This is a genomic window from Pseudomonas sp. GW821-FHT02H06, from assembly GCF_059421525.1.
On the sequence record NZ_JBWKVD010000004.1, the window covers coordinates 366,180 to 388,386 of the forward strand.

Annotated in this window: 19 protein-coding genes; 13 read left to right on the forward strand and 6 right to left on the reverse strand. The window is 58.5% G+C overall.

The genetic code is table 11. The features are described 5' to 3' along the window. Genes AC07VF_RS09980 through AC07VF_RS09990 form a run of 3 tightly spaced genes read left to right on the forward strand, consistent with a single transcriptional unit; the run spans position 1 to position 2,865 of the window. On the forward strand, positions 1–912 hold the full coding sequence (locus AC07VF_RS09980; RefSeq protein ID WP_427685928.1) for an ABC transporter permease subunit: 912 nt from the start codon (positions 1–3) through the stop codon (positions 910–912). Between the two features lie 10 nt (positions 913–922). Next, a complete protein-coding gene (locus AC07VF_RS09985; RefSeq protein WP_065990186.1) occupies positions 923–1,891 on the forward strand; it encodes an ABC transporter ATP-binding protein in 969 nt (322 codons plus the stop codon). Continuing rightward, the gene (locus AC07VF_RS09990; protein WP_108120822.1) at positions 1,891–2,865 is read left to right on the forward strand and encodes a peptide ABC transporter ATP-binding protein; all 975 of its coding nucleotides are present in this window, start codon (positions 1,891–1,893) and stop codon (positions 2,863–2,865) included. Before AC07VF_RS09985 ends, AC07VF_RS09990 begins: the two co-directional genes overlap by 1 nt. 258 nt (positions 2,866–3,123) lie before the next feature. On the opposite strand, the gene AC07VF_RS09995 is transcribed toward AC07VF_RS09990, so the two are convergent. Then, on the reverse strand, positions 3,124–5,676 hold the full coding sequence (locus AC07VF_RS09995) for a PepSY domain-containing protein (RefSeq protein WP_495007960.1): 2,553 nt from the start codon (positions 5,674–5,676) through the stop codon (positions 3,124–3,126). Between the two features lie 295 nt (positions 5,677–5,971). After that, positions 5,972–8,221, reverse strand: coding sequence for a TonB-dependent receptor (locus AC07VF_RS10000; RefSeq protein ID WP_346629974.1), 2,250 nt, complete (start codon positions 8,219–8,221; stop codon positions 5,972–5,974). Positions 8,222–8,416: 195 nt separating this feature from the next. Here AC07VF_RS10000 and AC07VF_RS10005 point away from each other — a divergent pair, with 195 nt between their 5' ends. The 6 genes from AC07VF_RS10005 to AC07VF_RS10030 all read left to right on the forward strand — a co-directional run bounded on the left by AC07VF_RS10005 (position 8,417) and on the right by AC07VF_RS10030 (position 14,491). Further along, complete coding sequence (locus AC07VF_RS10005) at positions 8,417–9,097, forward strand: Fe2+-dependent dioxygenase (protein WP_495007926.1); 681 nt, start codon at positions 8,417–8,419, stop codon at positions 9,095–9,097. A gap of 3 nt (positions 9,098–9,100) precedes the next feature. Next, the gene (locus AC07VF_RS10010) at positions 9,101–9,895 is read left to right on the forward strand and encodes a tetratricopeptide repeat protein (protein WP_495007927.1); all 795 of its coding nucleotides are present in this window, start codon (positions 9,101–9,103) and stop codon (positions 9,893–9,895) included. A 259-nt stretch (positions 9,896–10,154) separates the two neighbouring features. Then, positions 10,155–11,342 (forward strand): alpha-xenorhabdolysin family binary toxin subunit A, encoded by a 1,188-nt coding sequence (locus AC07VF_RS10015; RefSeq protein ID WP_495007928.1) that lies wholly within the window; start codon positions 10,155–10,157, stop codon positions 11,340–11,342. Between the two features lie 2 nt (positions 11,343–11,344). After that, entirely contained in the window at positions 11,345–12,343 is a 999-nt protein-coding gene (locus AC07VF_RS10020; protein ID WP_495007929.1) for an alpha-xenorhabdolysin family binary toxin subunit B, read from the forward strand. Positions 12,344–12,473: 130 nt separating this feature from the next. Beyond that, complete coding sequence (locus AC07VF_RS10025) at positions 12,474–13,622, forward strand: alpha-xenorhabdolysin family binary toxin subunit A (protein WP_495007930.1); 1,149 nt, start codon at positions 12,474–12,476, stop codon at positions 13,620–13,622. A 92-nt stretch (positions 13,623–13,714) separates the two neighbouring features. Then, on the forward strand, positions 13,715–14,491 hold the full coding sequence (locus tag AC07VF_RS10030) for a hypothetical protein (RefSeq protein ID WP_495007931.1): 777 nt from the start codon (positions 13,715–13,717) through the stop codon (positions 14,489–14,491). A 51-nt stretch (positions 14,492–14,542) separates the two neighbouring features. Here AC07VF_RS10030 and AC07VF_RS10035 read toward each other — a convergent pair whose 3' ends face one another. Continuing rightward, the gene (locus tag AC07VF_RS10035) at positions 14,543–15,706 is read right to left on the reverse strand and encodes a type III PLP-dependent enzyme (RefSeq protein ID WP_192170666.1); all 1,164 of its coding nucleotides are present in this window, start codon (positions 15,704–15,706) and stop codon (positions 14,543–14,545) included. Between the two features lie 535 nt (positions 15,707–16,241). On the opposite strand from AC07VF_RS10035, the gene AC07VF_RS10040 reads away from it, so the two are divergent. From AC07VF_RS10040 to AC07VF_RS10055, 4 genes are read left to right on the forward strand one after another with little or no spacing between them, the layout of a single operon-like run. After that, a complete protein-coding gene (locus AC07VF_RS10040) occupies positions 16,242–16,730 on the forward strand; it encodes a hypothetical protein (RefSeq protein ID WP_346625640.1) in 489 nt (162 codons plus the stop codon). A 3-nt stretch (positions 16,731–16,733) separates the two neighbouring features. Beyond that, positions 16,734–18,065, forward strand: coding sequence for an N-acetylmuramoyl-L-alanine amidase (locus AC07VF_RS10045; RefSeq protein WP_495007932.1), 1,332 nt, complete (start codon positions 16,734–16,736; stop codon positions 18,063–18,065). Further along, a complete protein-coding gene (locus AC07VF_RS10050) occupies positions 18,062–18,403 on the forward strand; it encodes a hypothetical protein (protein WP_192170664.1) in 342 nt (113 codons plus the stop codon). Before AC07VF_RS10045 ends, AC07VF_RS10050 begins: the two co-directional genes overlap by 4 nt. Positions 18,404–18,410: 7 nt before the next feature. After that, positions 18,411–19,328: a hypothetical protein gene (locus AC07VF_RS10055; RefSeq protein ID WP_495007933.1), complete on the forward strand. Its 918-nt coding sequence runs from the start codon at positions 18,411–18,413 to the stop codon at positions 19,326–19,328. A gap of 60 nt (positions 19,329–19,388) precedes the next feature. Here the strand turns inward: AC07VF_RS10055 and AC07VF_RS10060 are convergent, their stop codons facing one another. Genes AC07VF_RS10060 through AC07VF_RS10070 form a run of 3 tightly spaced genes read right to left on the reverse strand, consistent with a single transcriptional unit; the run spans position 19,389 to position 22,188 of the window. Beyond that, on the reverse strand, positions 19,389–20,558 hold the full coding sequence (locus tag AC07VF_RS10060; protein WP_495007961.1) for an osmoprotectant ABC transporter ATP-binding protein OsmV: 1,170 nt from the start codon (positions 20,556–20,558) through the stop codon (positions 19,389–19,391). Between the two features lie 11 nt (positions 20,559–20,569). Next, positions 20,570–21,223 carry an ABC transporter permease gene (locus tag AC07VF_RS10065; RefSeq protein WP_065990219.1) on the reverse strand — a complete coding sequence of 218 codons (654 nt, stop codon included), beginning with the start codon at positions 21,221–21,223 and terminating at the stop codon, positions 20,570–20,572. Further along, entirely contained in the window at positions 21,220–22,188 is a 969-nt protein-coding gene (locus AC07VF_RS10070) for a glycine betaine ABC transporter substrate-binding protein (protein WP_495007934.1), read from the reverse strand. The genes AC07VF_RS10065 and AC07VF_RS10070 overlap by 4 nt, the downstream gene beginning before the upstream one ends. Between the last annotated feature and the right edge of the window lie 19 nt (positions 22,189–22,207).

The following is a 22,207-nucleotide window of genomic DNA, read 5'->3' on the forward strand; positions in this document are numbered from 1 at the left end:
ATGAGCACACCTACTCCCGTAGCAGCAGTCGATCAAAGCCTGCTCTACCCGTCCGTTTACAAAGAGTTCTGGCAGCACTTTTCCAAGAACAAAGGCGCCGTCGCCGGTCTGTTGTTCATGCTGGTGATCGTGTTCTGCGCCCTGTTCGCGCCGTGGGTTGCCCCCCATGATCCGAGCGAGCAATACCGCGACTTCCTGCTGACCCCGCCGGTCTGGCTGGAAGGCGGCCAATGGCAGTTTCTGCTGGGGACCGATGAACTGGGCCGCGACCTGCTGTCGCGTCTGATCCAGGGTTCGCGCCTGTCGCTGCTGATCGGTCTGTCGTCGGTGGTGATGTCGCTGATTCCGGGGATTCTCATGGGTCTGCTGGCCGGTTTCTTCCCGAAAATCCTCGGCCCGACCATCATGCGTCTGATGGACATCATGCTGGCGCTGCCATCGCTGCTGCTGGCTGTGGCCATCGTCGCGATCCTCGGCCCTGGCCTGATCAACACCGTCATTGCCATTGCCATCGTTTCGCTGCCGTCCTACGTACGTCTGACCCGTGCAGCCGTCATGGGCGAGCTGAACCGTGACTACGTGACCGCCGCGCGTCTGGCCGGCGCAACGCTGCCGCGCCTGATGTTCATCACCGTGCTGCCCAACTGCATGGCGCCGCTGATCGTTCAGGCCACTTTGAGTTTCTCCTCGGCGATCCTCGACGCTGCGGCGCTGGGCTTCCTGGGTCTGGGTGTACAACCGCCGACGCCTGAGTGGGGCACCATGCTCGCTTCGGCCCGCGACTACATCGAACGCGCCTGGTGGGTGGTCAGCCTCCCGGGTCTGACCATTTTGCTCAGCGTGCTGGCAATCAACCTGATGGGCGACGGTCTGCGCGATGCGCTGGACCCGAAACTCAAGAACGCCGCCTGAGGACGTCCGAATGTCTCTTTTAAACATCAAGAACCTCAACGTGCGCTTTGGCGACGCCACGGCCACCCCGGTGGTCGACGGCCTGGATCTGGCCGTCGACAAGGGCGAAGTACTGGCCATCGTTGGCGAATCGGGTTCGGGTAAATCCGTGACCATGATGGCGCTCATGGGCCTGATCGAGCACCCCGGCATCGTCACCGCCGACGCCCTGGTCTTCGACGGCAAGGACATGCTCACGCTCAATGCGCGCCAGCGTCGCAAGATCGTCGGCAAAGACATGTCGATGGTCTTCCAGGACCCGATGACCGCGCTGAACCCGAGCTACACCGTGGGCTTCCAGATCAAGGAAGTGCTCAAGCAGCATTTGGGTCTGTCGGGGCGTGCCGCCCATCAGCGCGCACTGGAGCTGTTGCAGAAGGTGGAAATCCCGGGCGCCGCACAGCGTCTGGACGCCTACCCGCACCAACTGTCGGGCGGCATGAGCCAGCGTGTTGCGATCGCCATGGCCATCGCCGGCGAGCCGAAGCTGCTGATCGCCGACGAACCGACCACCGCGCTGGACGTGACCATTCAGGCGCAGATCATGGACCTGCTGCTGGCCCTGCAAAAAGAGCAGGACATGGCGCTGGTGCTCATTACGCACGACCTCGCCGTGGTGGCTGAAACCGCTCAGCGGGTTTGCGTGATGTATGCCGGTCAAGCCGTGGAAGTGGGTCAGGTGCCGGGGCTGTTCGACGTCCCTGCGCACCCGTACAGCGAAGCACTGCTGGCGGCGATTCCCGAGCACAGCATGGGCGCCGCGCGCCTGTCGACATTGCCGGGTATCGTTCCGGGTCGCTACGACCGTCCAAGTGGCTGCCTGCTCTCGCCGCGCTGCCCTTACGTCCAGGACAAATGCCGCCAGCAACGCCCGGGCCTCGACCCGAAAGCCCATAGCCTGGCGCGTTGCTTCTTTCCGCTGAATCAGGAGGTGGCGTGATGAGCGAAATCGTACTGACCGCTCGTGACCTTACTCGTCACTACGATGTGTCCCGTGGGCTGTTCAAGCCCCATGCAACCGTGCGCGCGCTCAACGGCGTGTCGTTCGAACTCGAAGCCGGCAAGACCCTGGCGGTGGTCGGCGAGTCCGGCTGCGGCAAGTCGACACTGGCCCGCGCGCTGACGCTGATCGAAGAGCCCTCTTCGGGTTCGTTGAAAATCGCCGGCCAGGAAGTCACCGGCGCGACCAAGGCACAACGCAAACAGCTGCGCAAAGACGTGCAGATGGTGTTCCAGAGCCCGTATGCATCGCTCAATCCGCGGCAGAAAGTTGGTGATCAACTGGGCGAGCCGCTGCTGATCAATACCAGTCTTTCCGCCGCCGAACGCCGCGAGAAAGTGCAGGCAATGATGGCTCAGGTCGGTCTGCGTCCCGAGCACTATCAGCGCTACCCGCACATGTTCTCCGGCGGTCAGCGTCAACGTATCGCGCTGGCGCGGGCGATGATGCTGCAGCCTAAAGTGCTGGTGGCGGACGAACCGACTTCCGCGCTCGACGTGTCGATTCAGGCCCAGGTGCTGAACCTGTTCATGGATCTGCAGCAAGAGTTCAACACCGGTTACGTGTTCATCTCCCACAACCTGGCGGTGGTGCGTCACGTCGCCGACACGGTGTTGGTGATGTACCTCGGTCGCCCGGCCGAGATGGGTCCCAAGGACGAGATCTATAACCGTCCACTGCACCCGTACACCCAGGCGCTGCTGTCTGCGACGCCGACGATCCACCCGGACCCGTCGAAGCCGAAGATCAAAATCGTCGGCGAGCTGCCCAACCCGCTGAACCCGCCGTCAGGCTGCGCGTTCCACAAGCGCTGCCCGTACGCGACCGAGCGTTGCGCCGTCGAAGTGCCGGAGCTGCGTTGGGTCGACAACCGTCAGGTTGCCTGCCATTACGCGGAACAGTTTGTGGCGTGATGGTTGAGTAAGAAAAAGGCCGTTGCGTGTGAGCGCAACGGCCTTTTTTTGTGGCTTTGATTATGACGTTTACATCATCGCCGCCGTTGCCATTCGTGGCGTCCACCTCATCACGGATAAACGGAACTCGCGCAGCAAACACAGTCCCTGTGGGAGTGAGCTTGCTCACGAATACGGCATTTCAACCGCTGAAGACTTAGCGGATGTTGAGGCCTCTTCGCGAGCAAGCTCGCTCCCACAAATCCATCATCAGTCGAGTTAGTAAACATCCCGCCGATACCGCCCCTGCTCGATCAACTCCCGCACCGCGTCCTCACCCAGCAGAGCGTTCAACGTTTCATCCACGCCAGCCGCCATGCCTTCCAAACTGCCGCAGATGTAAATCACAGCGCCCTCGGCCAGCCAGTGTCGCAGCTCATCAGCCGCTTCCCGCAAGCGGTCCTGCACATAGATTTTTTCAGCCTGATCCTGGGAAAACGCCAGGTCCAGACGCGCCAGATCGCCACTCGCCAGCCAGCCGTTAAGTTCGTTCGCGCAATGGAAATCGTGGGCCCTGTTTCGCTCGCCAAACAGCAGCCAGTTGCGTTGCTCACCCGAAACGACGCGCGCCTTGAGCAAGCTGCGCAGGCCCGCCAGTCCGGTGCCGTTACCAATCAGAATCATCGGCGCAGGCTCGGCAGGCAGATGGAAACCACTGTTGCGGCGCATCCGCACGCTGACGGCGCCGCCCACGGCGACATGCTCGGTCAACCAGCCCGAACACAGCCCAAGGCTGCCATCGGGGTGCAGCTCCTGACGCACGATCAGCTGCAACACACCGTCCTCGGGAATCGAGGCGATCGAATACTCGCGCATGGCCAATGGCACCAGCGCATCGACCAGCGCCTGGGCGTGCAAGCCCACCAGATGACTGCGGTTGATCGGCAGCTGTCGCGAGCACAAGGCCTGGCCGAGGGTCTCGCTCAAGCCGTCGACGGTGACCTGGGTGTCAGCAGCAATGCTCAACCCGGACAGGAACTGCTCGACCGCAGATGCCGGGTTACGCGGCAATATCTCAACCAGATCGCCGGCCTCCCAATCAGCCGCCGACTCACACGTCAGTCCCAGCAAGAACACTTTCGAACCCACGCTTCCGGGGTTCAGCCATTCCCGAGCCACCAGCGTCCAGTTCTGATACTCCGGCGCTTGCCAGACGGTCGTCGGCGTCGAGCCTGTCAGCTCGCCCAACTGCTGTTGCCAGTGTTGCAGCGCTGCACCGTCGCCGCTGTCCACTTCCACCGGCGCGAACAGCGTGCGTCCGCCGCGTTCGGCCAGCCAGCCGTGCAGCCGCTGAGCGAAACCGCAGAACTGTTGATACTGGCGATCGCCCAGCCCAAGCACCGCGTAGTTGAGATTGTCCAGCGCCAGCGGCCGGCCCAGCACCTTGCGCTCGAAGCCACGGGCGCTGTCCGGTGCCTCGCCGTCGCCGAAGGTGCTGACCACGAACAGTGCGTTGCGGCTCTGGTGCAGGTCCTGCTCGGTGATGTCGCCCAGCCGCTGCACCTTCACCGGCACCCCGGCGGTTTGCAGCTGGCCGGCCGTCTGCCAGGCGAGTTGCTCGGCGAACCCGCTCTGGCTGGCAAAGCCGATCAGCCACGCCGCGCCCTGCTCGCCCGTCGTCGTCGACACTTCACCGCGCGCATTGCGGATCTCGCGCTTCTTGCGTCGGCGGTCGAGGTAGAGCAGCCAGCCGGTGATGAAAAACAGCGGCATCAACAACGCGGCCACGGTCACGACGATGCGCCCGATCAGGCCGAAGTAGCTGCCGGTGTGCAGGGCGTAGTTGCTGATTAACAGCTGCGCGCCGAGGCTTTTCTCTGTGTAACGCGACACCGCCTTGAGGGAGCCATCGGCCGGGTCGAGGCTGATCTGGTTCAAGGCACGGGGGTGCGGCGCTGTTTTAAGGAGGTAAAACACCGTCGCCATCTGGCCCGGTGCCTGGGGCATGCGCAGGTTGTAGGTCTTGAGGTCCGGTCCGGCAGCGCTCTGGATGGTCTGCCAGATGGCGTCGTAATCCGGGGCCGAAGCCGTGACATTTTTAGGCGCCTCTTTCACTGCTGGGCCAGGACGCGGCCCTCCGCCACGGCGCTGTTCGCCCGCCACGGGAGGATCGCCAATCAGCTTGGTCATGCCGTTGCTGAACCAGTCGTAAGACCACATCAGCCCGGTGATCGCCAGCAGCAAATAGATGATCAGGCACCAGGTGCCGAACACCGAATGCAGGTCCCAATTGAAACTGCGTCCCTTCTTCGCCCAGTCCATGGTGAGCCAGACGCGCCAGTTCAGCGGCTTGCGCGGCCAGCGTAGATACAGTCCGGAGAGGCAGAAGAACACGAGGATCAGCGTGCACGCCGCGGTGACTTGCTTGCCGTACTCCCCCGCGGCGAGGAATCGGTGCAGGTTGAGGATGAAGCCGAAGAAATCCTGGCCTACGGCGTCCTCGGTGAACGCGCCGGTGTAGGGGTTGAAGTTGTGCATCTCGCCGCGACGCTGGCCCGGTGGAGGCTTGAACCAGACCTGGGCGACCTTGTCGCCGTCGACGTCAATGCGGAACATCGCCGCCGTGTCGTTGCCTTGGGCTTCGACCTTGCTGACCATTTCCGCCAGTGACAGTTGACGACCCTGGGGCTGCACGAACAATACATCGGGGTTGAGCACGTCGAGTATTTCGTCCTCGAAGGAATACAGCGCGCCGGTGATGCCCATAAGGGCAAGCACCAGACCGGCCGTGATTCCGAAGAACCAGTGCACTTGAAACAGGACTTTCTTCAACACCCTCGACACCTCACTCACCCGCTACGGCGCGCATTATGCGCACAAACGGCATACATTCTCATCTGTGGCTGATTCTTAATGCAAAACCTGTGGGACCGAGCTTGCCCTGCCGCCCCGCGCTCACCCGGCCAACATGAATCCTGCAGGAGTGAGCTTGCTCGCGAAGAGGCCGGCATAGTCGCTGAAATCTTCAGCGACTGAACTCAGGTCTTCGCGAGCAAGCTCGCTCCCACGAGGCAGTGGACTGACTCGATATTTCGGATCGTTCGCCGGACTTGTGGGAGTGACCGGATCAGAAGTGGAAGCTGGCACTCATCAACGCGGTACGCCCGGCTGCCATGTGGGCGTAGTGGGTGGTGAAGACCTGATCGTAGTAACGCTTGTCGGTCAGGTTCTGCACGTTCAGTTGCAGGTCGACGTTCTTGGTCAGCGCGTACGTGGCCATGGCGTCGTAGCGCCAGTAGGAAGGCACTTCCACCGAGTTGGCTTCGTTGCCGAAACGGGAATCGACGAACGTCGCGCCGCCGCCCACGGTCAGCTTCGGCATCAGTTCGTAGGTCGACCAGAAATTGAAGCTGTTGCGCGGCGTGCTCGGCATGTGATTACCCTCATCCGCCTTGCTGGTCGCACTGACGATCTCACTCTCCATGTAGGTGTAGCCGCCGTAGACTTTCCATTTGCCGGTGATGTTGCCGCTATAGGTCAGCTCCAGACCATCGACACGCTGCTCGCCGTCCAGCACCTGGAACGTCGCGTTGTCAGGGTCAGTGACCCGCGCGTTGGTCTTCTCGGTGCGGAACAGCGCGGCGGTCAGCGACAGGTTATCGTCGAAGAAATCCCACTTGGTTCCCAGCTCGTAGTTGCGGTTCTTTTCCGGATCGAGGTTGGCGTTGTTCGCCGCGATCTCCAGACCGCCATTGCCGCTGGTCTCACCCGACGGGTTGCTGGACGTCGACCATGCCGCGTAGATGCTGCCGTTCGGCAGCGGCTTGTAGGTCACGCCGACCTGGTAATTCCACAGCTGGCTGGTGTTTTCACGCTTGAAACTGCCCGCCACCGAGCCCCGGCCACCGGTGCTGTAACCGCTGGAACGCACGTCGTAATCGTCGTAACGCAGGCCGAGGTTCAACGACCACTGCTCGTTGAATTTCAGCGTGTCGAACACATACGCGGCACTGGTTTTGGTGTCGGTATCGGTGTACGCCTGGCTGTCGGTGATGGTGCCGTTCCAGTCGTCTTTCGGCGACGGGTTGGACAGGCTGGTGCAGTCGCCGGACGCCAAGAGCGCTGCGTTACACGTCGAGCCGATGGTCCCGCCGCTGGCACTGAGCACGTTGTAGCCGCGGTTGTGGGTGTCCTGATACGAAAACTCGAGGCCGGTCACCAGGCTGTGCTGAATGAAACCGGTGTCGAATTTCGCTTGCAGGTCGGTCTGGTTGACGAAGCCGCTGGAGGTGGAATTGCGGCTCTTCGCCGAGCGCGAGACCAGGCCCCTGGCGACGTTGCCGCGGCTGTCGTCCGGGTTAGTGACGATGTAGTCCAGCGTCGAGCGCGACATGCGGAAGCTGTTGGAGATCGTCAGGTTGTCGTTGAGGTCGTGTTCGAGGCGGATCGTGCCGCTGTCGTTGACGCTCTTGCGGTAATCGCGGTCGGTCAGGCCGTAGAAGTTGTTTTCGTTGACGTGGGCCGGCTTGTCGACCACGTACTTGCTGCGGCCGGTGGTGTTGGTCAGCGGGATGCCGTAGTCGGGCATGTCGTCGGTGGACAGGTGGTAATAGTCGACCTTGACCCGCGTGTCGGTGCCCAGACCGAACGCGAACGAAGGCGCAACGCCCCAACGGCTGTTGTCGACATCATTGCGGCCGGCGACGTTGGAATCATGCTTCATCAGGTTCAGGCGGAAGGCCGAGGTGTCGGTCATCTGCTTGTTGACGTCGAGGGTGTAGCGCTGGGTCTGGTCCGAACCGAAGGTGTAGCCGCCGTTGAAGGCATCGCCCAGATGAGCGCCCTTGGTGACGAGGTTCAGGCTGCCACCCGTGGAGCCTGCACCCGTGAACGCCGAGCCCGGGCCTTTGCTGACCTCGACTGATTCGACGTTGAAAATCTCCCGGCTCTGCGCCGCTACGTCGCGCATGCCGTCGACGAATACGTCGCTCTCTGCGTTGAAGCCGCGAATGATCGGGCGATCCGCATTCGGGTTGCCGCCCTCGCCCGCACCAAAGGTAATGCCGGGGGTGGTGCGTAATGCGTCAGCCAGGCTCGTTGCTGCGGTATCGCGGATGACTTGCTGCGGGATCACCGTGACGCTCTTTGGCGTCTCGCGCAGGGGTGCGGTGTACTTTTTCGAGGCCGATTCTTCGGTCTTGTAAGCCGTGTCGGCGCGCTCGCCGTCAATATTGGTAGCCCCGAGATTCAGAGCATCCGATGCAGGTTCCACAGCCTGCGCCATATGGGCGGCTGACATCGCCGCAAGGGCGACGCCCACGGCGCTGACAATGGAACGCTGCGAATGGGCGGTAACCGGTTGTGCTTGGCGCGACATTTTCCTTCCCCAAGGAAACAATAAGGCGGCGGAATATAGTTGAGACTGCTTCGCATTCGCAGAAAACTTACATTCTTTACACTTTCCCATTACTCAATTTTCACATCTGCCCATTCACACGCGCGGGAGGCGTTTTACACGACCAATAAGAATCACTATCATCCGCCGCTTCATTCTTCTCGCAGGTCGCGATTCATGCTCCTACATATCCCCGGTCTGTTTTCACCCGAGGAGGTGCGTCGCATCCGACAGGCGCTGGAGGAAACCCAATGGGCGGACGGCAAGATCACCGCCGGGCACCAGTCGGCGAAAGCCAAGCACAACCTGCAGTTGCCGGAGGGCCATCCACTTGCCGTGGAGATTGGCGCGGCGATGCTTGAGCGCCTGTGGCAGAACCCGCTGTTCATGTCCGCCGCCCTGCCCCACAAGGTCTTCCCGCCATTGGTGAATTGCTACACCGGCGGCGGCAGTTTCGATTTCCACATCGACAACGCCGTGCGTCAGGCCAAGGGCAGCACCGAGCGTGTGCGCACGGATTTGTCATCGACGCTGTTCTTCAGCGATCCCGAGGATTACGACGGCGGCGAGCTAGTGATTCAGGACACCTTCGGCACCCGTCAGGTCAAGCTGCCGGCGGGTGACCTGCTGCTTTATCCGGCCAGCAGTCTGCACCAAGTCAATGCTGTGACGCGGGGCGCGCGGTACGCCTCGTTCTTCTGGACCCAGAGCCTGGTGCGGGACGATGGCCACCGCACGCTGCTCTTCGAAATGGACGCAGCCATTCAGCAATTGAGCCGCGACGTGCCCGATCATCCTTCACTGCTGCAACTCACCGGCACCTATCACAACCTGCTGCGGCAGTGGGTCGAGGTCTGAGTCATGACCTGGAATCTGCGACGTGAAGAGGTGCTCGACGGCGACCAACTGGGCGCCATGCTTGAAGACAGTTCAGCCAGTGCCGCACGGGCGATTCTGGTTGCGGCGCAGGCCAACATCGTCGACGCCCAAGCGCTGCTCGGGCAGATACTGCTCGACGGCACCGGCATAGAACGCGACCCGGCGCTGGCGTTGGTCTGGTTCCAGATTGCGGCCCGGCGTGGCCACGCGATGGCGCAGAACATGGCTGGCCGCTGCCACGAGCATGGGTGGGGCTGCGAGCCGGACGCGGCAAAGGCTGCCGAGCATTATCGTCTCGCCGCCGAGGCCGGTCTGGACTGGGGCTTTTATAACTACGGCAACCTGCTCGCCACCGGGCGCGGGGTGAACAAAGATCAGGCCCGCGCGCTGGCCTGCTATCGCAAGGCGGCAGAGCTGGGCCACGCGAAGTCGATGAATCTGCTGGGGCGTTATCTGGAAGAGGGTCTGTGCTGCGAGCAGGATCTCGATGCAGCCCATGAGTGGTATCAACGGTCGGCGCAGGCAGGTGATTTCCGTGGGCAGTTCAGTCATGCCGCAGTGCTGGCAGATCACGGACGCGTGGAGGAAGCCGTAGGCTGGCTGAAAACTGCCGTGCAGAATGGCAATCTCAACTTCCTGCGGGTCAGTCGCAAGACGCTGTTGCAAGCACCCCATCCTCAGGTTCGAGCGCTGGCTCTCGATTACCATAAGCGGGCGGCGGAGTTGGGAAATGAAGCAGACGCGGCGGAATATCGTGAACTACTGAAAGTTATATAACCGCCAATTGTAAGTTCATTTGCCAACCACAGTTTCACGAGCAGCCCTCAATCGTGTGTTACGCCCCCATTTCCGGGGACATGCCAACATTGCGCATGGGCGGGAAGGAATCATCCTACAAACTCAGACTGCCTTCGCACTTTGACCGCCTCAAAAACACGACTTACTCTCCTTCTCGTGCAGACAACTTAACCATTCTGCATCTGAAGCGTTAATTGGCTTCAGAACATTTAATACGCATCATTAAAGGATTAATGATATGTCTCAACTTACGGAAAACCTCGTCACCGACGCAGCGAGTGATCCTGCAAGCCTTTTCGGTTCATCGGTCGCAACAAACGGGAGCGATACCCGGGACACCGGGCTTATACTGACCAAAGAGCAGCTTAAGCACCTCAAGAAATATGAAATCGCCGGCCTGGCCCTTCCGACCGAACTGGACAACGTCATCGCTTATCTGGGCTATGAAAACGGCGCCGGTCTCGGGCTGGAGCCCGTTGACTTCCAGCGCACCTTCAAGCTCGTCAATGGCCACGCCAGGCTTTGGAATCCGCTGCGCACCGACCTGCTGACCGTCAATACCAAACTCGTGGTATTCGCCGGCTCCATGCAAGTCTATGGCGCGAGCATGAGGGAAGTATTCGATGATATGGCGGTATTGGGCCTGATCGAAAAATACAATATCAAGACACTTGAAGATCTGCGAAAAGTCGAACTTAAGCTGGGCAAAAAATTTCCCGGCATTGAGGCTATGGATCGTCTTGATCTGGGTTTTTATCTGGATGAAATACTTAAGAAAGTAAGAGAGCAAGAGGCGGAGGCGCTTGCAATAAAACAGCGCCTGGACTCATTCGGCCGACAACTGGCCCAACAGGTTGGCCCTGCCATCAAGCTCAAATTGGCGAGCATCGACAACAACACCATGAGCAGCGAGATCCAACCGCTTCAGGTGAAAATCGATAACCGCGCGCTGGCCATTGAAGAGAAGAACAAAGAATACAAAGAGATGGTCAAGCAGGCCATCGGTGCCGTCATGGGCAACCTGGTCATGATGATTTACTCCAGCGTCCAGGCCGAAAAAATCCGCAAGGAACGCAACAAGCTCACCGAAGAGCAAGAAAAAGATATCGCGCTGATGGCGAAGAAAAACCGGATCCTGGCGTCGCTGGGTCGTATACGGATGGACTTCCAGAACCTCGATCTGATTGTGATCGATGCCGACATCGCCACCCAAAACCTGATCAGTGTCTGGAACTCGTTAAGCACGTTCATCGCTGCTTCCGCCGCTGAAGTAGATGGTATCCACGACGGCCTGTCCATGCGCAGGTTCCGCAACCAATTCAATCTCGTGGTTAAACCGTGGGAAACCATTGAAGTGGACGCCCAAAAATTACAACACGTGTTTGCAGAAGCGGACCGCGAATTCAGAGAAGATTACGGAGTTTAAACATGAATAACATTTCTCAATTTCCAGGCAGCCTCGACTACCCGGAGCTGAACGTTCAAGCGTTCAAACAGGCGAAAGCCAATGCCAACGATGCAACCATTCAAATGAAAGTTCTGTTCATTCAGACACAGTATCTGCCGTCATTGCACAACCGAGTCTCTGAATTGGACAAAGCGATACGTGAGTCTGACTTCAGACTTCGGGACACCGTTCAATCACTGGGTACTGTTTTAGGGATTCAAGTGGGCGCCCTCAGAGAACTTCAAAGTGAGTTGCAGGGCGCCCCTGAGTCCGACAAAGAAGAAATCATTGAAGACATCGTCATTCGAATTCAGACCATCATGAACACCGTGGGCAATAAAGAGCTGATGCTCCACAATCTGATCACGGCCATGGCAACGCCGATTGATCGAGCTGCCACTGGGACGTACATCAAGCAGCTTGAAGCCGACCAGGCGCGCCTGCCGGCAGAAGTGCTGAAGATCAAAGAACGCCAGGACACGCTGGAAGCAAAGCGCAAAGCGCTGACTGACGCCATGGCACTGATCGAAGCCAAGGGCTTCACCGAGCTGGCCAAAGACACAGCGCTGACCGCTCAGGAGCTGGTCAAAATGGGCATGACACCCCCCCAGTTGATTGCCGTAGAGGCCGCCATCGGCTTGGCGCAACAGGTCCTGGAACGGGCCGAAAGCCTGATCAACTACCTGGGGATGGTTGAAGCCCGCAACACCCTGCGCAAACAGATTGATGACCTGATCAGCAGCACTTACGCGAAGACCAATGAGTTGCGCCTGGTCACATTAAAAAAAGAGCTGATCACGGCGTGCCATAACTTCGATGAACATCGGGCGCAGTACATCACCGAGTTCGAGAAATGTGTCGCGGCCAAACGGGCCTTCCTCGCGACTTACAACACCGTAAACGGTGGTGATCAGGACGCGGTCACTCAGTTCAGCGTTGACGCGCTGTCGCTGGCAAAACACTTGAAAGTCATGGCCTGATTTCATCCGCCAACGCGCAACAATGCAGGCCGGGAAGTACAAGGGATGTTCTTCCCGGCCCCATGCCGGAGCGCCTGGTTCACGTCAGGCCTCCCCTTCACACCATTCATCTCATTAAAGGATTAACGATATGAAATCATCCGGAGCCATGGATGACGCACCCGTTCGGGATGAGAAACTTGACTTGGCAGAGCGCCTGCCCTGCACGTTGATTTCCGCTGCAGCGGGTACGGTAGAAGAAGCCATTCGCGCGCCAGGCCTCTTCCTGACCAAATCACAACTGATTGACCTTATGCGTTATACAACCCACGGTCTCGCGCTTCCCATCGCACTCAAAGATGTTGTCTGGTATCTGGGCTACGAAACAGGCGCCGGCCTGAATCTTGAAGCCAGGGATTTTCAGGCGAGTTTCAATCGCATTCATCTTCACGCCGCGCAATGGAAACCGCTTCGTACCGACCTGATGAACGTAGGCAGCGAGTTGTGGGTGTTCGCCGATCAGATGGAAGTTTACGGCAACGGTGTAAGAGAGCTTTATAACGAGATCAGGGCAAAGGCTGCAGAGACGCTCGAGCCGGCCGATCACCAGGATTTTCTGCATTACATCGAGCAGGTCGCCGCGCTCGTCTTGCATCGACGCAGCACAACCGAAGCACTCAAGGGTCGGCTCGATGCCTTTTCGCGGGAGTTGTCGACACGGGTAATGCCCGACGTACAGCTCAAGTTAAAGAGCATCGACAACAATAATGTGCCGGCCGACATCAAAACGCTGAACGACGCCATCAACCGACGTGCCGCAGACATTGAAGAAAAACAGCGGGCATACAAAACGCTGATCAAAAAGTCGGTGGGTGCCAGTTTTGCCCTGATCGGGTTGGGTATTTACTACGGGGTTGAAGCAGGCAAAGTGCGTAGAAAGATCAATGCATTGCGCCTGGAACAAGAGAGCAGCATTCGTCTACTGGAGCAAAAAAACAGAATCCACGCCTCACTGCAGCGCGTTCGTCATGATCTGCATGATCTAAGCCTGATCATTCTGGATGCAGACATTGCCATCCAGAACATGGTTGTGGTGTGGAACGGTCTGCATATTTTCCTGATCCACTCGGCTCAAGAAGCGGGCAAAATTGATAACGCGCTGTCAATGCGCCGCCTCATGAACGCTTTTAATCTGGTGGCTGAACCCTGGACCCAGATAAAACGGGAAGCGGACACGTTGCTCAAAGTGTTCAAAGAGGCAGACCGCGAGTTCCGCAAGAATTATGGGCATCAGGCATGACGAATTCGAACGCTTCGACGTAGACAAGACCTACGCCACCGCGCAGTGGCAACACAACGAGTTTGCGCTGTAACGCCATGGAGGGCGGCATCATGACAACACATCTCATCGAATACGACGATGTCGGGTACTTGGGATACAACATCGGCTATCTGGAAAAACTTCCCCAGCACATTGAAGCCTTCAAGATCAAACTTGGTTTGGTGCCTCAAGCCGAATACGGTAAATACAGGGAGCCCGCGATGGAGCAAGCCGTCGCCATCGCGCGGCAGGGCAGTACGCTTTGGAGCAGCAGCGTGAAGCAGATTCGCTCGCTCCATCACGACACCAAAAAGACACTGGCTGAGCTGGTCGCACTGCTGGACAGCAACCCGTTCGACAGCCGAATCGCGCAGCTCACGCAGGATCTGCTGCGCCACGATGCAGAGTTCAAGCGGCAACAGGCGGAATGCGACCGCATCATCGAATGCGCAAGGCAGACCATTCCCCGGTTCATCGATTTCATGAACGTCAGGACGTATGAATATGCGAAACAAAAAGGGCTGCTGGTTAAAGGAAAGTCCAGCAACGTACCGGAAACGCTGAGCAGCGCGGTGACGGACGAGAGCAGTCTGGATTCGGCAAGAAGCGCAATGCAATGGCATCGTCGCGCCTACAACACGACGATCCTCTCGGCAGGAAATATGGGGGCCTATTGCTCGCGATTGTCCGGCCTCTTGAACGCCACACTCCGTGAAGTCCAGGCGCTCAAGGCCAACCAACCCGCGCGGCGCATGACCGTGTCGTGTCAATCCGCGGCCATCTCAGCACGCGAGGCTCAGCGGCTGATCAATTACACCCTCGACAGTATTCTTCGATTCAGTATTTGAACCGCAAAAAAAGGCACCCACCGGGTGCCTTTTTCTCGTTACTGCGCAGATTTACACGTAGTAAGACTTCAGCGGCGGGAAGCCGTTAAATTCCACAGCGCTGTAGCTGGTGGTGTACGCCCCGGTGGACAGCCAGTACAGACGGTCACCGATGGCCAGGTTCAGCGGCAGGCCGTACTTGTAGTTCTCGTACATGATGTCGGCGCTGTCGCAGGTCGGGCCGGCGATGACGACTTCTTCCACTTCGCCTTTCTTCTCGGTCCAGATCGGGAACTTGATGGCTTCGTCCATGGTTTCGATCAGGCCGGAGAACTTGCCCACGTCCGTGTACACCCAACGCTCGACGGCGGTGCGGGATTTACGCGACACCAGCACCACTTCGCTGACCAGAATACCGGCGTTGGCGATCAACGAACGGCCCGGCTCCAGAATGATTTCCGGCAGGTCATCACCGAAGTCTTCTTTCAGATAGCGGATGATTTCTTCAGCGTAGGTTTCCAGGCTGTTGGTGCGGGTGATGTAGTTGGCCGGGAAGCCGCCGCCCATGTTGATCAGCTTGAGCACGATGCCGTCTTCTTCTTTCAGACGCTCGAAGATCACTTTCACTTTGGCGATCGCGGCGTCCCAGACGCTGATGTCGCGCTGCTGCGAACCGACGTGGAACGAGATGCCGTAAGGCACCAGGCCCAGTTCACGGGCCAGAATCAGCAGGTCCATGGCCATGTCGGTCTGGCAACCGAACTTGCGTGACAGCGGCCAGTCAGCCGTGGTCGAGCCTTCGGTGAGGATGCGAACGTAGACTTTCGAGCCCGGCGCAGCCTTGGCGATGTTGCGCAGGTCGGCTTCGGAGTCGGTGGAGAACAGACGCACGCCCTTCTCGTAGAAGTAGCGAATGTCTTTGGATTTCTTGATGGTGTTGCCGTAGCTGATGCGATCCGGGCTGACGCCGCGGTCCATCACTTTGTCCAGCTCGTAGATCGAGGCGATGTCGAAGCTGGAGCCTTTTTCCTTCAGCAGGTCGATGATTTCGACCGCCGGGTTGGCTTTGACCGCGTAATACACTTTGGCGAATTCGAAGCCTGCACGCAGGTCGTCGTAGGCCTTGCTGATCATCGCGGTGTCGATGACCACGAACGGGGTTTCTTGCTTGTCGGCAAACGCCTTCATTTTATCGAAGGTGCTTTTCTCGAAATAATCTTCGACCTGGATCGACATGCGGGGACTCCTGTTGGCAAACGGTAAAAAACAATGGGTGTGAGCGCACGGCTCGTGAACGTCCTCCGTATCCCCACTTTGGTTCGCCTACTTCCCAAGGCTGCTCGGCCGAAAGCAAAAAGGCCATGGGAACGCGATGTCCCGTGGCCTTGCTGTCTCGTCGTCAGTACTTGAGCCGGATGGATCGTTTCCAGCATGGACGTTCGGCGCGAACTGTAGGACCTGAGGGGCCGGAGATCAACTAAAAATGTCGCGTTTCTGCCCGTTTTTGCCAGACGGGAATCCACGCGCGTTCAATCAACCCGTAGTAACCGACCGATGTGACAGGGTGATGTTCCCGGTGGGTGGCAAATGGGCGATCCGTTACGAAAGCCACCTGTCCGTCAGACATCGGCTACCTGATCACCCGAAATGCCCTACGCACCGGATCTCTCTCCCCCACGTATCCCATTGATCCTGATCACTAGGGTTGGCGTTCATTCACCTCGCACGAACGGTACGAGGAGGCGAATCAACCCGGCCAAGGATCAGCGTCATGCAAGAGAACGCCCTTTCCCCGCTGTACAACAACGACATCACCGCCGAGTACCTGCGTGATCAGAATCGACCGCACTTTTCAGACGAGGCGCTTGCCACGTTCAGTCCGGAAGCCTTGGCTCGGGTAAAAGAGAACGAAGCGTTCAAGCAGGCCCACCCCGCCACTGGCATTTTCCGGGTGGCAGCGGAACGCAGCCAGACCCGCGATGGCGGTGTCATCGTGAAAGGCACACTGGGTATGAATTTCACGCTCGCTGACGGCCGTGAGGTCGCGGGCGCAAGAGTCGGTGATTACGCCGTTTACCCCGATGGCACTGAGGCGCAGATCCTTACCGGTGCAGGAGAAGCGAACAGTCAAATTGCGCTAGTTGGCAGTCGCTTGAGCAACGGCGACGAGATCATCAATACGCCCCAGGGACACCTTCTGTTGCTGCAACGCCAGGATGTCGCGTGGCCGGACGATTTCCTTCCTGCTGCGGAGTGTTGATGCATGGGATTCTTCGGCATCCACAATCGGGAACAAGGCCTCGATGGAGACGCGACCACCACCGGCGCAATCTGCCACGCCAGTCTTGTGCAGTCATCCCTGGAACAGGGCCGGATGGCATTGCGGCTAGGCGACAAGACCAGCCCTTGCGGCGTGTGTGGGCAGATCGGTGAAATCGTCGAAGGGGACAGTCGCTTCGTGTGGCTAGGCATCCCGACCGCCGTGCATAACGCGCTTGTGTTGTGCGCGTGTCCGCCGGGCACGAATCGATTGATTGCATCGCGGTCAGGGCGCGCGGGAGCCGCTCGCGTTGCGCCTACTCCTGCGACGCCACGCCACGTGACGCCCACGTCGAGTACCCCGCCTTCTCTTTATCCCCACACCACTCGGGCGTCGGGAAGAGTCTTCGTCCGTACCTTCGTCATCCGCGACAGCGAAACGGGACAGCCGCTGGTGAACCGGGCGTTTGTGGCGAGGGTGGACGGTCAGCAGAAGACCGGTATCACCGACAGCTATGGACTGGCCCGCGTTGAGGGTTCTTCAGCGGAGTCCGTCGTGTCTCTCCACGTCATGTTCCGCTCGCCAGTGCGAGAGTTGAGTGAGCTTGCGGGAATGACCACGCGCGAAGTGACGACCACAACGCGCGTGGAGACGTTGATCCATGGGGATGCGCCGAAGCCCTTGGTGATCACCGTGAATGATCGGGCCGCGACGCGAGAGGCGATTATTCGGAAAGTGCGGGAGCTGGGGCACGGGTTTGTTGAACGTTCGGAGTGGCATGCGACTTCGCCTAAAAAGCCGTTGGACCGAGACTGGGATTACAGCATGGTTGCACTTCATCACGCGGGGAGAAGCTACGCATGCGGTATTGGGGCCGAACAGATGCGGTATGTACAAGATTCTCAAATGGCCGAAAAGTCTGATGACGTCGGTTACCATTTTGGAATCGACTGTTCCGGCGTCGTCTACGAAGGTAGGGACATACGCTTCAAGGGCGAACACCTCAAGCTTTATAACTCCAACGTGTTAGGCATCGTGCTTCTGGACAACCTAAGTAGTCCAGAAGAGGGCGGAGGGCTGACTGCGGTAGCACGTACGATTTTCAGTCACCTTGGAATTAACACCACGATGCAAGTGCCAAATATTCAGCAGGAGGCTGCTATCAATCTGATCAGGGCTTTAAACCGCGAGTTTCCTATAAAACACCTCGGCGGCCACAGAGAGTTCCCTCATCAGACGGAGGATCAGCATAAAATCTGCCCCGGAAATATTGGAATGAATTTTGTGAAAGTAGTGCGTGCCACTACCGGACTACACAGGCCACTACAAGAATGAAAAAGATTATTCTCTTGTTTACGGTGGTTCTTATCATCACAGCATGGACCGTCCTCAACATCGGCTACTACGACACGCACTGGGCGGAAGACAACATCACCGTATTTTTTATAAAAAAAGAACCCGCCCTACAAATCGAATTCGAGAATATGTTCGCGACCGACAGCGATTTTGATCCGGTGCATGAGCTGAGGGATGACGACCGCCAGGACTTGATCGATTACTGCCGATACCATTTAGGGTATATCACGCAAATAGAGGACGAATCAGACAGAGATGGATGCCACAAGGCATATATCGATTCATTCAAAAAACAGACTACAGCCACGACACATTGACTTGAATATGAAAAAACTTTACTCGCTAGGCCTGACCGCACTAATTATTTTTCTAACTGGCAATACCATGACAATGAATTACATCACTTACATGCAGAACGTGGACTTGGAACCCATAGTCCTTGCCGCCGTTGCATCGTTGGCATCAATCATCATAGCGTTACCACTATTCCTGTTTACCCCCACTCCGCCAACCACCACATTCTCTTCAAGACAACTGATCAAGAACTATTTTTGGATCACCCTGTTTACGTTCACCTGCTGGGCAAGTGGCTACACAGCTTTGCTAAACCTTAACCCAGCCGTGTTTGCCGGCATCGCCTTCTCGGTGAGCTCGATCATCATCGCTCTGACGAATATAAGAAAGTCAGGCAGATTGGGCCTATTTGGCTTTCTGCTTACACTGGGCACAGGATGGGTGCTGTGTACTTCTTACAGCTCAGTCATGCAAGGCAGTGGCATACATGATGATTACGAGCTGGAAACAGGTGTGACGTTTTCAGTAACGTGCGGCATTTCGCTTTATTTAATTACACTGTTAACCCAGCGACTTAACAATCTAGGCCAACCCTTCCACAACCTATATGCGCGCAGATCACTGTTCGCTTTCCTGGTCTGCGCAACGATTGGATTGCTGGATGGTGCCCTCGTGACCATCGTGTCTGAGGCGCCTCAGTTGACGGCCCTCACCGTGATCTTCCTGGTCCTGATGCAATCAGCACTGGTGCTGTCCATAAGAACAATCGGCCGACATGTCGTAACGGTGGGTATTGCTGGAACAGCCGTTTACACGCTGATCGTTCAGGTAGCGGTTTTTCAACAGTCCGTTGACTCGCTCATGGTCATCACGATTGTTGGGAACGCTGTGGGCTTGATCCTCATGTCATTCACGCAGACCAATTACAACCCTGACTGTCGGCGATAACGACTCAGCGTCGTCACCGTCAACAGTAGCCCGGGCACCAAAGCACCCGGGCCCTTCACCTCAACTCAGCGCAGCCTGCTCCACCAATTCCGCAGGCGAAACAATGCTGGTCTTCATCCCGCGCGACTGGCCGGAACTCAGGTAAGCCGCGATGGATTCCTGGGTCACTTCACCCAGGAACACATTGTCGGCATCCAGCACCGGCAGCCACGAGCGGTTGAACTCGTACATGCGCGACAGCAGGATGCGCAGGTGTTCGTCGTAAGCGGCGGTGGCGTTGAACGGGCGCAGGTATTGCTCGCACGTGCCGGCCTGACGGTGCAGTTCGCGGCGGCGGACGTAACCCATTGCCTTGTTTTCGGCATCGGTGACGACCACGTAGCGGCGGTCGTTTTCGTCCATGATTTCCAGGGCATCGGCGACGGGCGTTTCCGGGCTCACGGACGGCGCGTTGTCCGCCGCGTCTTCGGCCTTGACCAGCAGCAGGCGCTTGAGCGTGCTGTCCTGGCCGACGAAGTTGCTGACGAAATCATCCGCCGGGTGCGCCAGCAGGGTGTCCGGGTGATCGATCTGCAGCAGCTTGCCGGCGCGGAAGATGGCGATCTTGTCGCCCAGCTTGATGGCTTCGTCGATGTCGTGGCTGACCATGATCACGGTCTTGTTCAGCGCGCGTTGCATCTCGAAAAACTCGTTCTGGATCATCTCGCGGTTGATCGGGTCGACCGCACCGAAGGGCTCGTCCATCAGCAGCAGCGGCGCGTCGGCCGCCAGCGCACGAATCACACCGATCCGCTGTTGCTGACCACCCGACAACTCGCGCGGATAGCGATGCAGGTACTGCTTGGGTTCCAGCTTGATCATGCTCATCAGTTCGCGAGCACGGTCGTGGCACTTCTGCTTGTCCCAACCCAGAAGCTTGGGCACGACCACGATGTTTTCCTCGATGGTCATGTTGGGGAACAGGCCGATCTGCTGAATCACGTAACCGATGTTGCGGCGCAGGGTGACTTCGTCGAGACCGGTGGTGTCCTCGCCATTGATCAGCACTTTGCCGGAGGTCGGCATGATCAGCCGGTTGATCATTTTCAGTGTTGTACTTTTGCCGCAACCCGACGGACCCAGGAACACGCAGATCTCGCCTTCATTGACGGTCAGGCTCACTGAGTCGACAGCCTTCACTTCCTTGCCGTTGCTCTGGAAAGTCTTGGTCAGGTTCTGCAGCTCAATCATTTGTTTGGCGATCATTTCAGGAGTCCTTTTGGAGTCAGCGAGCGTTGCAGCCATTGCAGAAGCAGGTCGGCGAAGATGGCCAGAATGCTGACCAGTACGGCGCCGACGATCAGCATCGACATATCGCTGCGGCTGATGGAAGCGAGGATGAGTACGCCCAGACCGCCCGCGCCAATGGTGGCGGCGATGGTCATGACACCGATGTTCATGACCACGGCGGTGCGGACGCCGGCAAGGATCACCGGCACGGCGATCGGCAGTTCGACCATGCGCAGGCGCTGGCCGAAGGTCATGCCGATGCCCTTGGCGGCTTCACGAATGCCGGGCTCGACGCCGGTCAGCGCCAGGTAGGTGTTGCGCATGATCGGCAGCAGCGAGTAGAGAAACACCGCTGTGATCGCCGGCATCGGGCCGAGGCCCTGACCGAACTTCGAATAGAACGGCAGCAGCAAGCCGAACAGGGCAATCGACGGGATGGTCAGCAGCACGGTGGCGCTGGCCTGCAACGGCCCGGCGAGGGTCGGGAAGCGCGTCATTAACACGCCGAGCGGCACGCCGACGACAATCGCCAGCGTTACCGCGATGCCGACGAGGGTGATGTGCTGCAGGGTCAGGTGCATGACCTGATTCCAGTCCAGATGGGAGAAAGCGCTGAGGAAACTCATGGTTTCTCCTCCTGTTTTGCCGCCGACGCCGGCGGGACCGGCACGCTGTCGGCGGAAGGATTGATCGGATGCTCGCGCAGGAATTCTGCCGCCACGACGGTAGGACTTTCGTGGTCGACGTCGATGCGCGCGTTCAGCGTACGCATGGTCTGGTTATCCAGCAGCGCGGCAAGTGGCTTGAGCAAATCGGCCAGTTCCGGGTGCTTGTCGAGGTACTCTTTGCGGATGACTGGTGCGGCGGTGTAGTCCGGGAAGTAGTGCTTATCGTCCGCCAGCACCTTGAGTTTGAACGCGTTCAGGCGGCCATCGGTGGTGTAGACGAGGCCCGCAAAAACCTGCCCGTTGCGCAGCGCGGTGTAGACCAGGCCGGCGTCCATCTGACGAGTGTTTTCACGCCCCAGGTTCATGCCGTAGTGCTTGACCATGCCCACCAGACCGTCGGAACGGTTGGCGAACTCGGTGTCCAGCGCGACGATGTGGCCCTTGTCGGCCTCGGCCTTGAGCACCGTGGTCAGGTCAGACATGGTGTTGACCTGCGGATACTGCTGAGCAATTTTGTCCGGCAGAGCCAAGGCATAGGTGTTGTTGAACTTGGACGGCGACAGCCAGACCAGCCCCTTTTTCGCGTCCAGTTCCTTGACGCGCTGATAGGTCTGATCGCTGTCGAGCTTCTCGTCGACATGGTTGTAGGCCACCAGCGACACACCGGTGTATTCCCACAGCAGATCCAGCTGGCCGCTTTCCTGAGCACTGCGCGCCAGGTTACTGCCCAGGCCGCCGGTGATCTGGACGTCATAGCCCTTGTCGCGCAGGTATTGAGCCGTCAGTTCGGCCAGCATGGTCTGCTCGGTGAACACCCGCGCGCCGATCCGCAGAACCGGCGTTTCAGCGGCTGCATCCGCGGCATGGGCGAAACCGGACAGCAACAGCCCGAGGCCCATGATTAATGTGCATAACTTCTTCATAGCAATTCCTTTCTCAGCG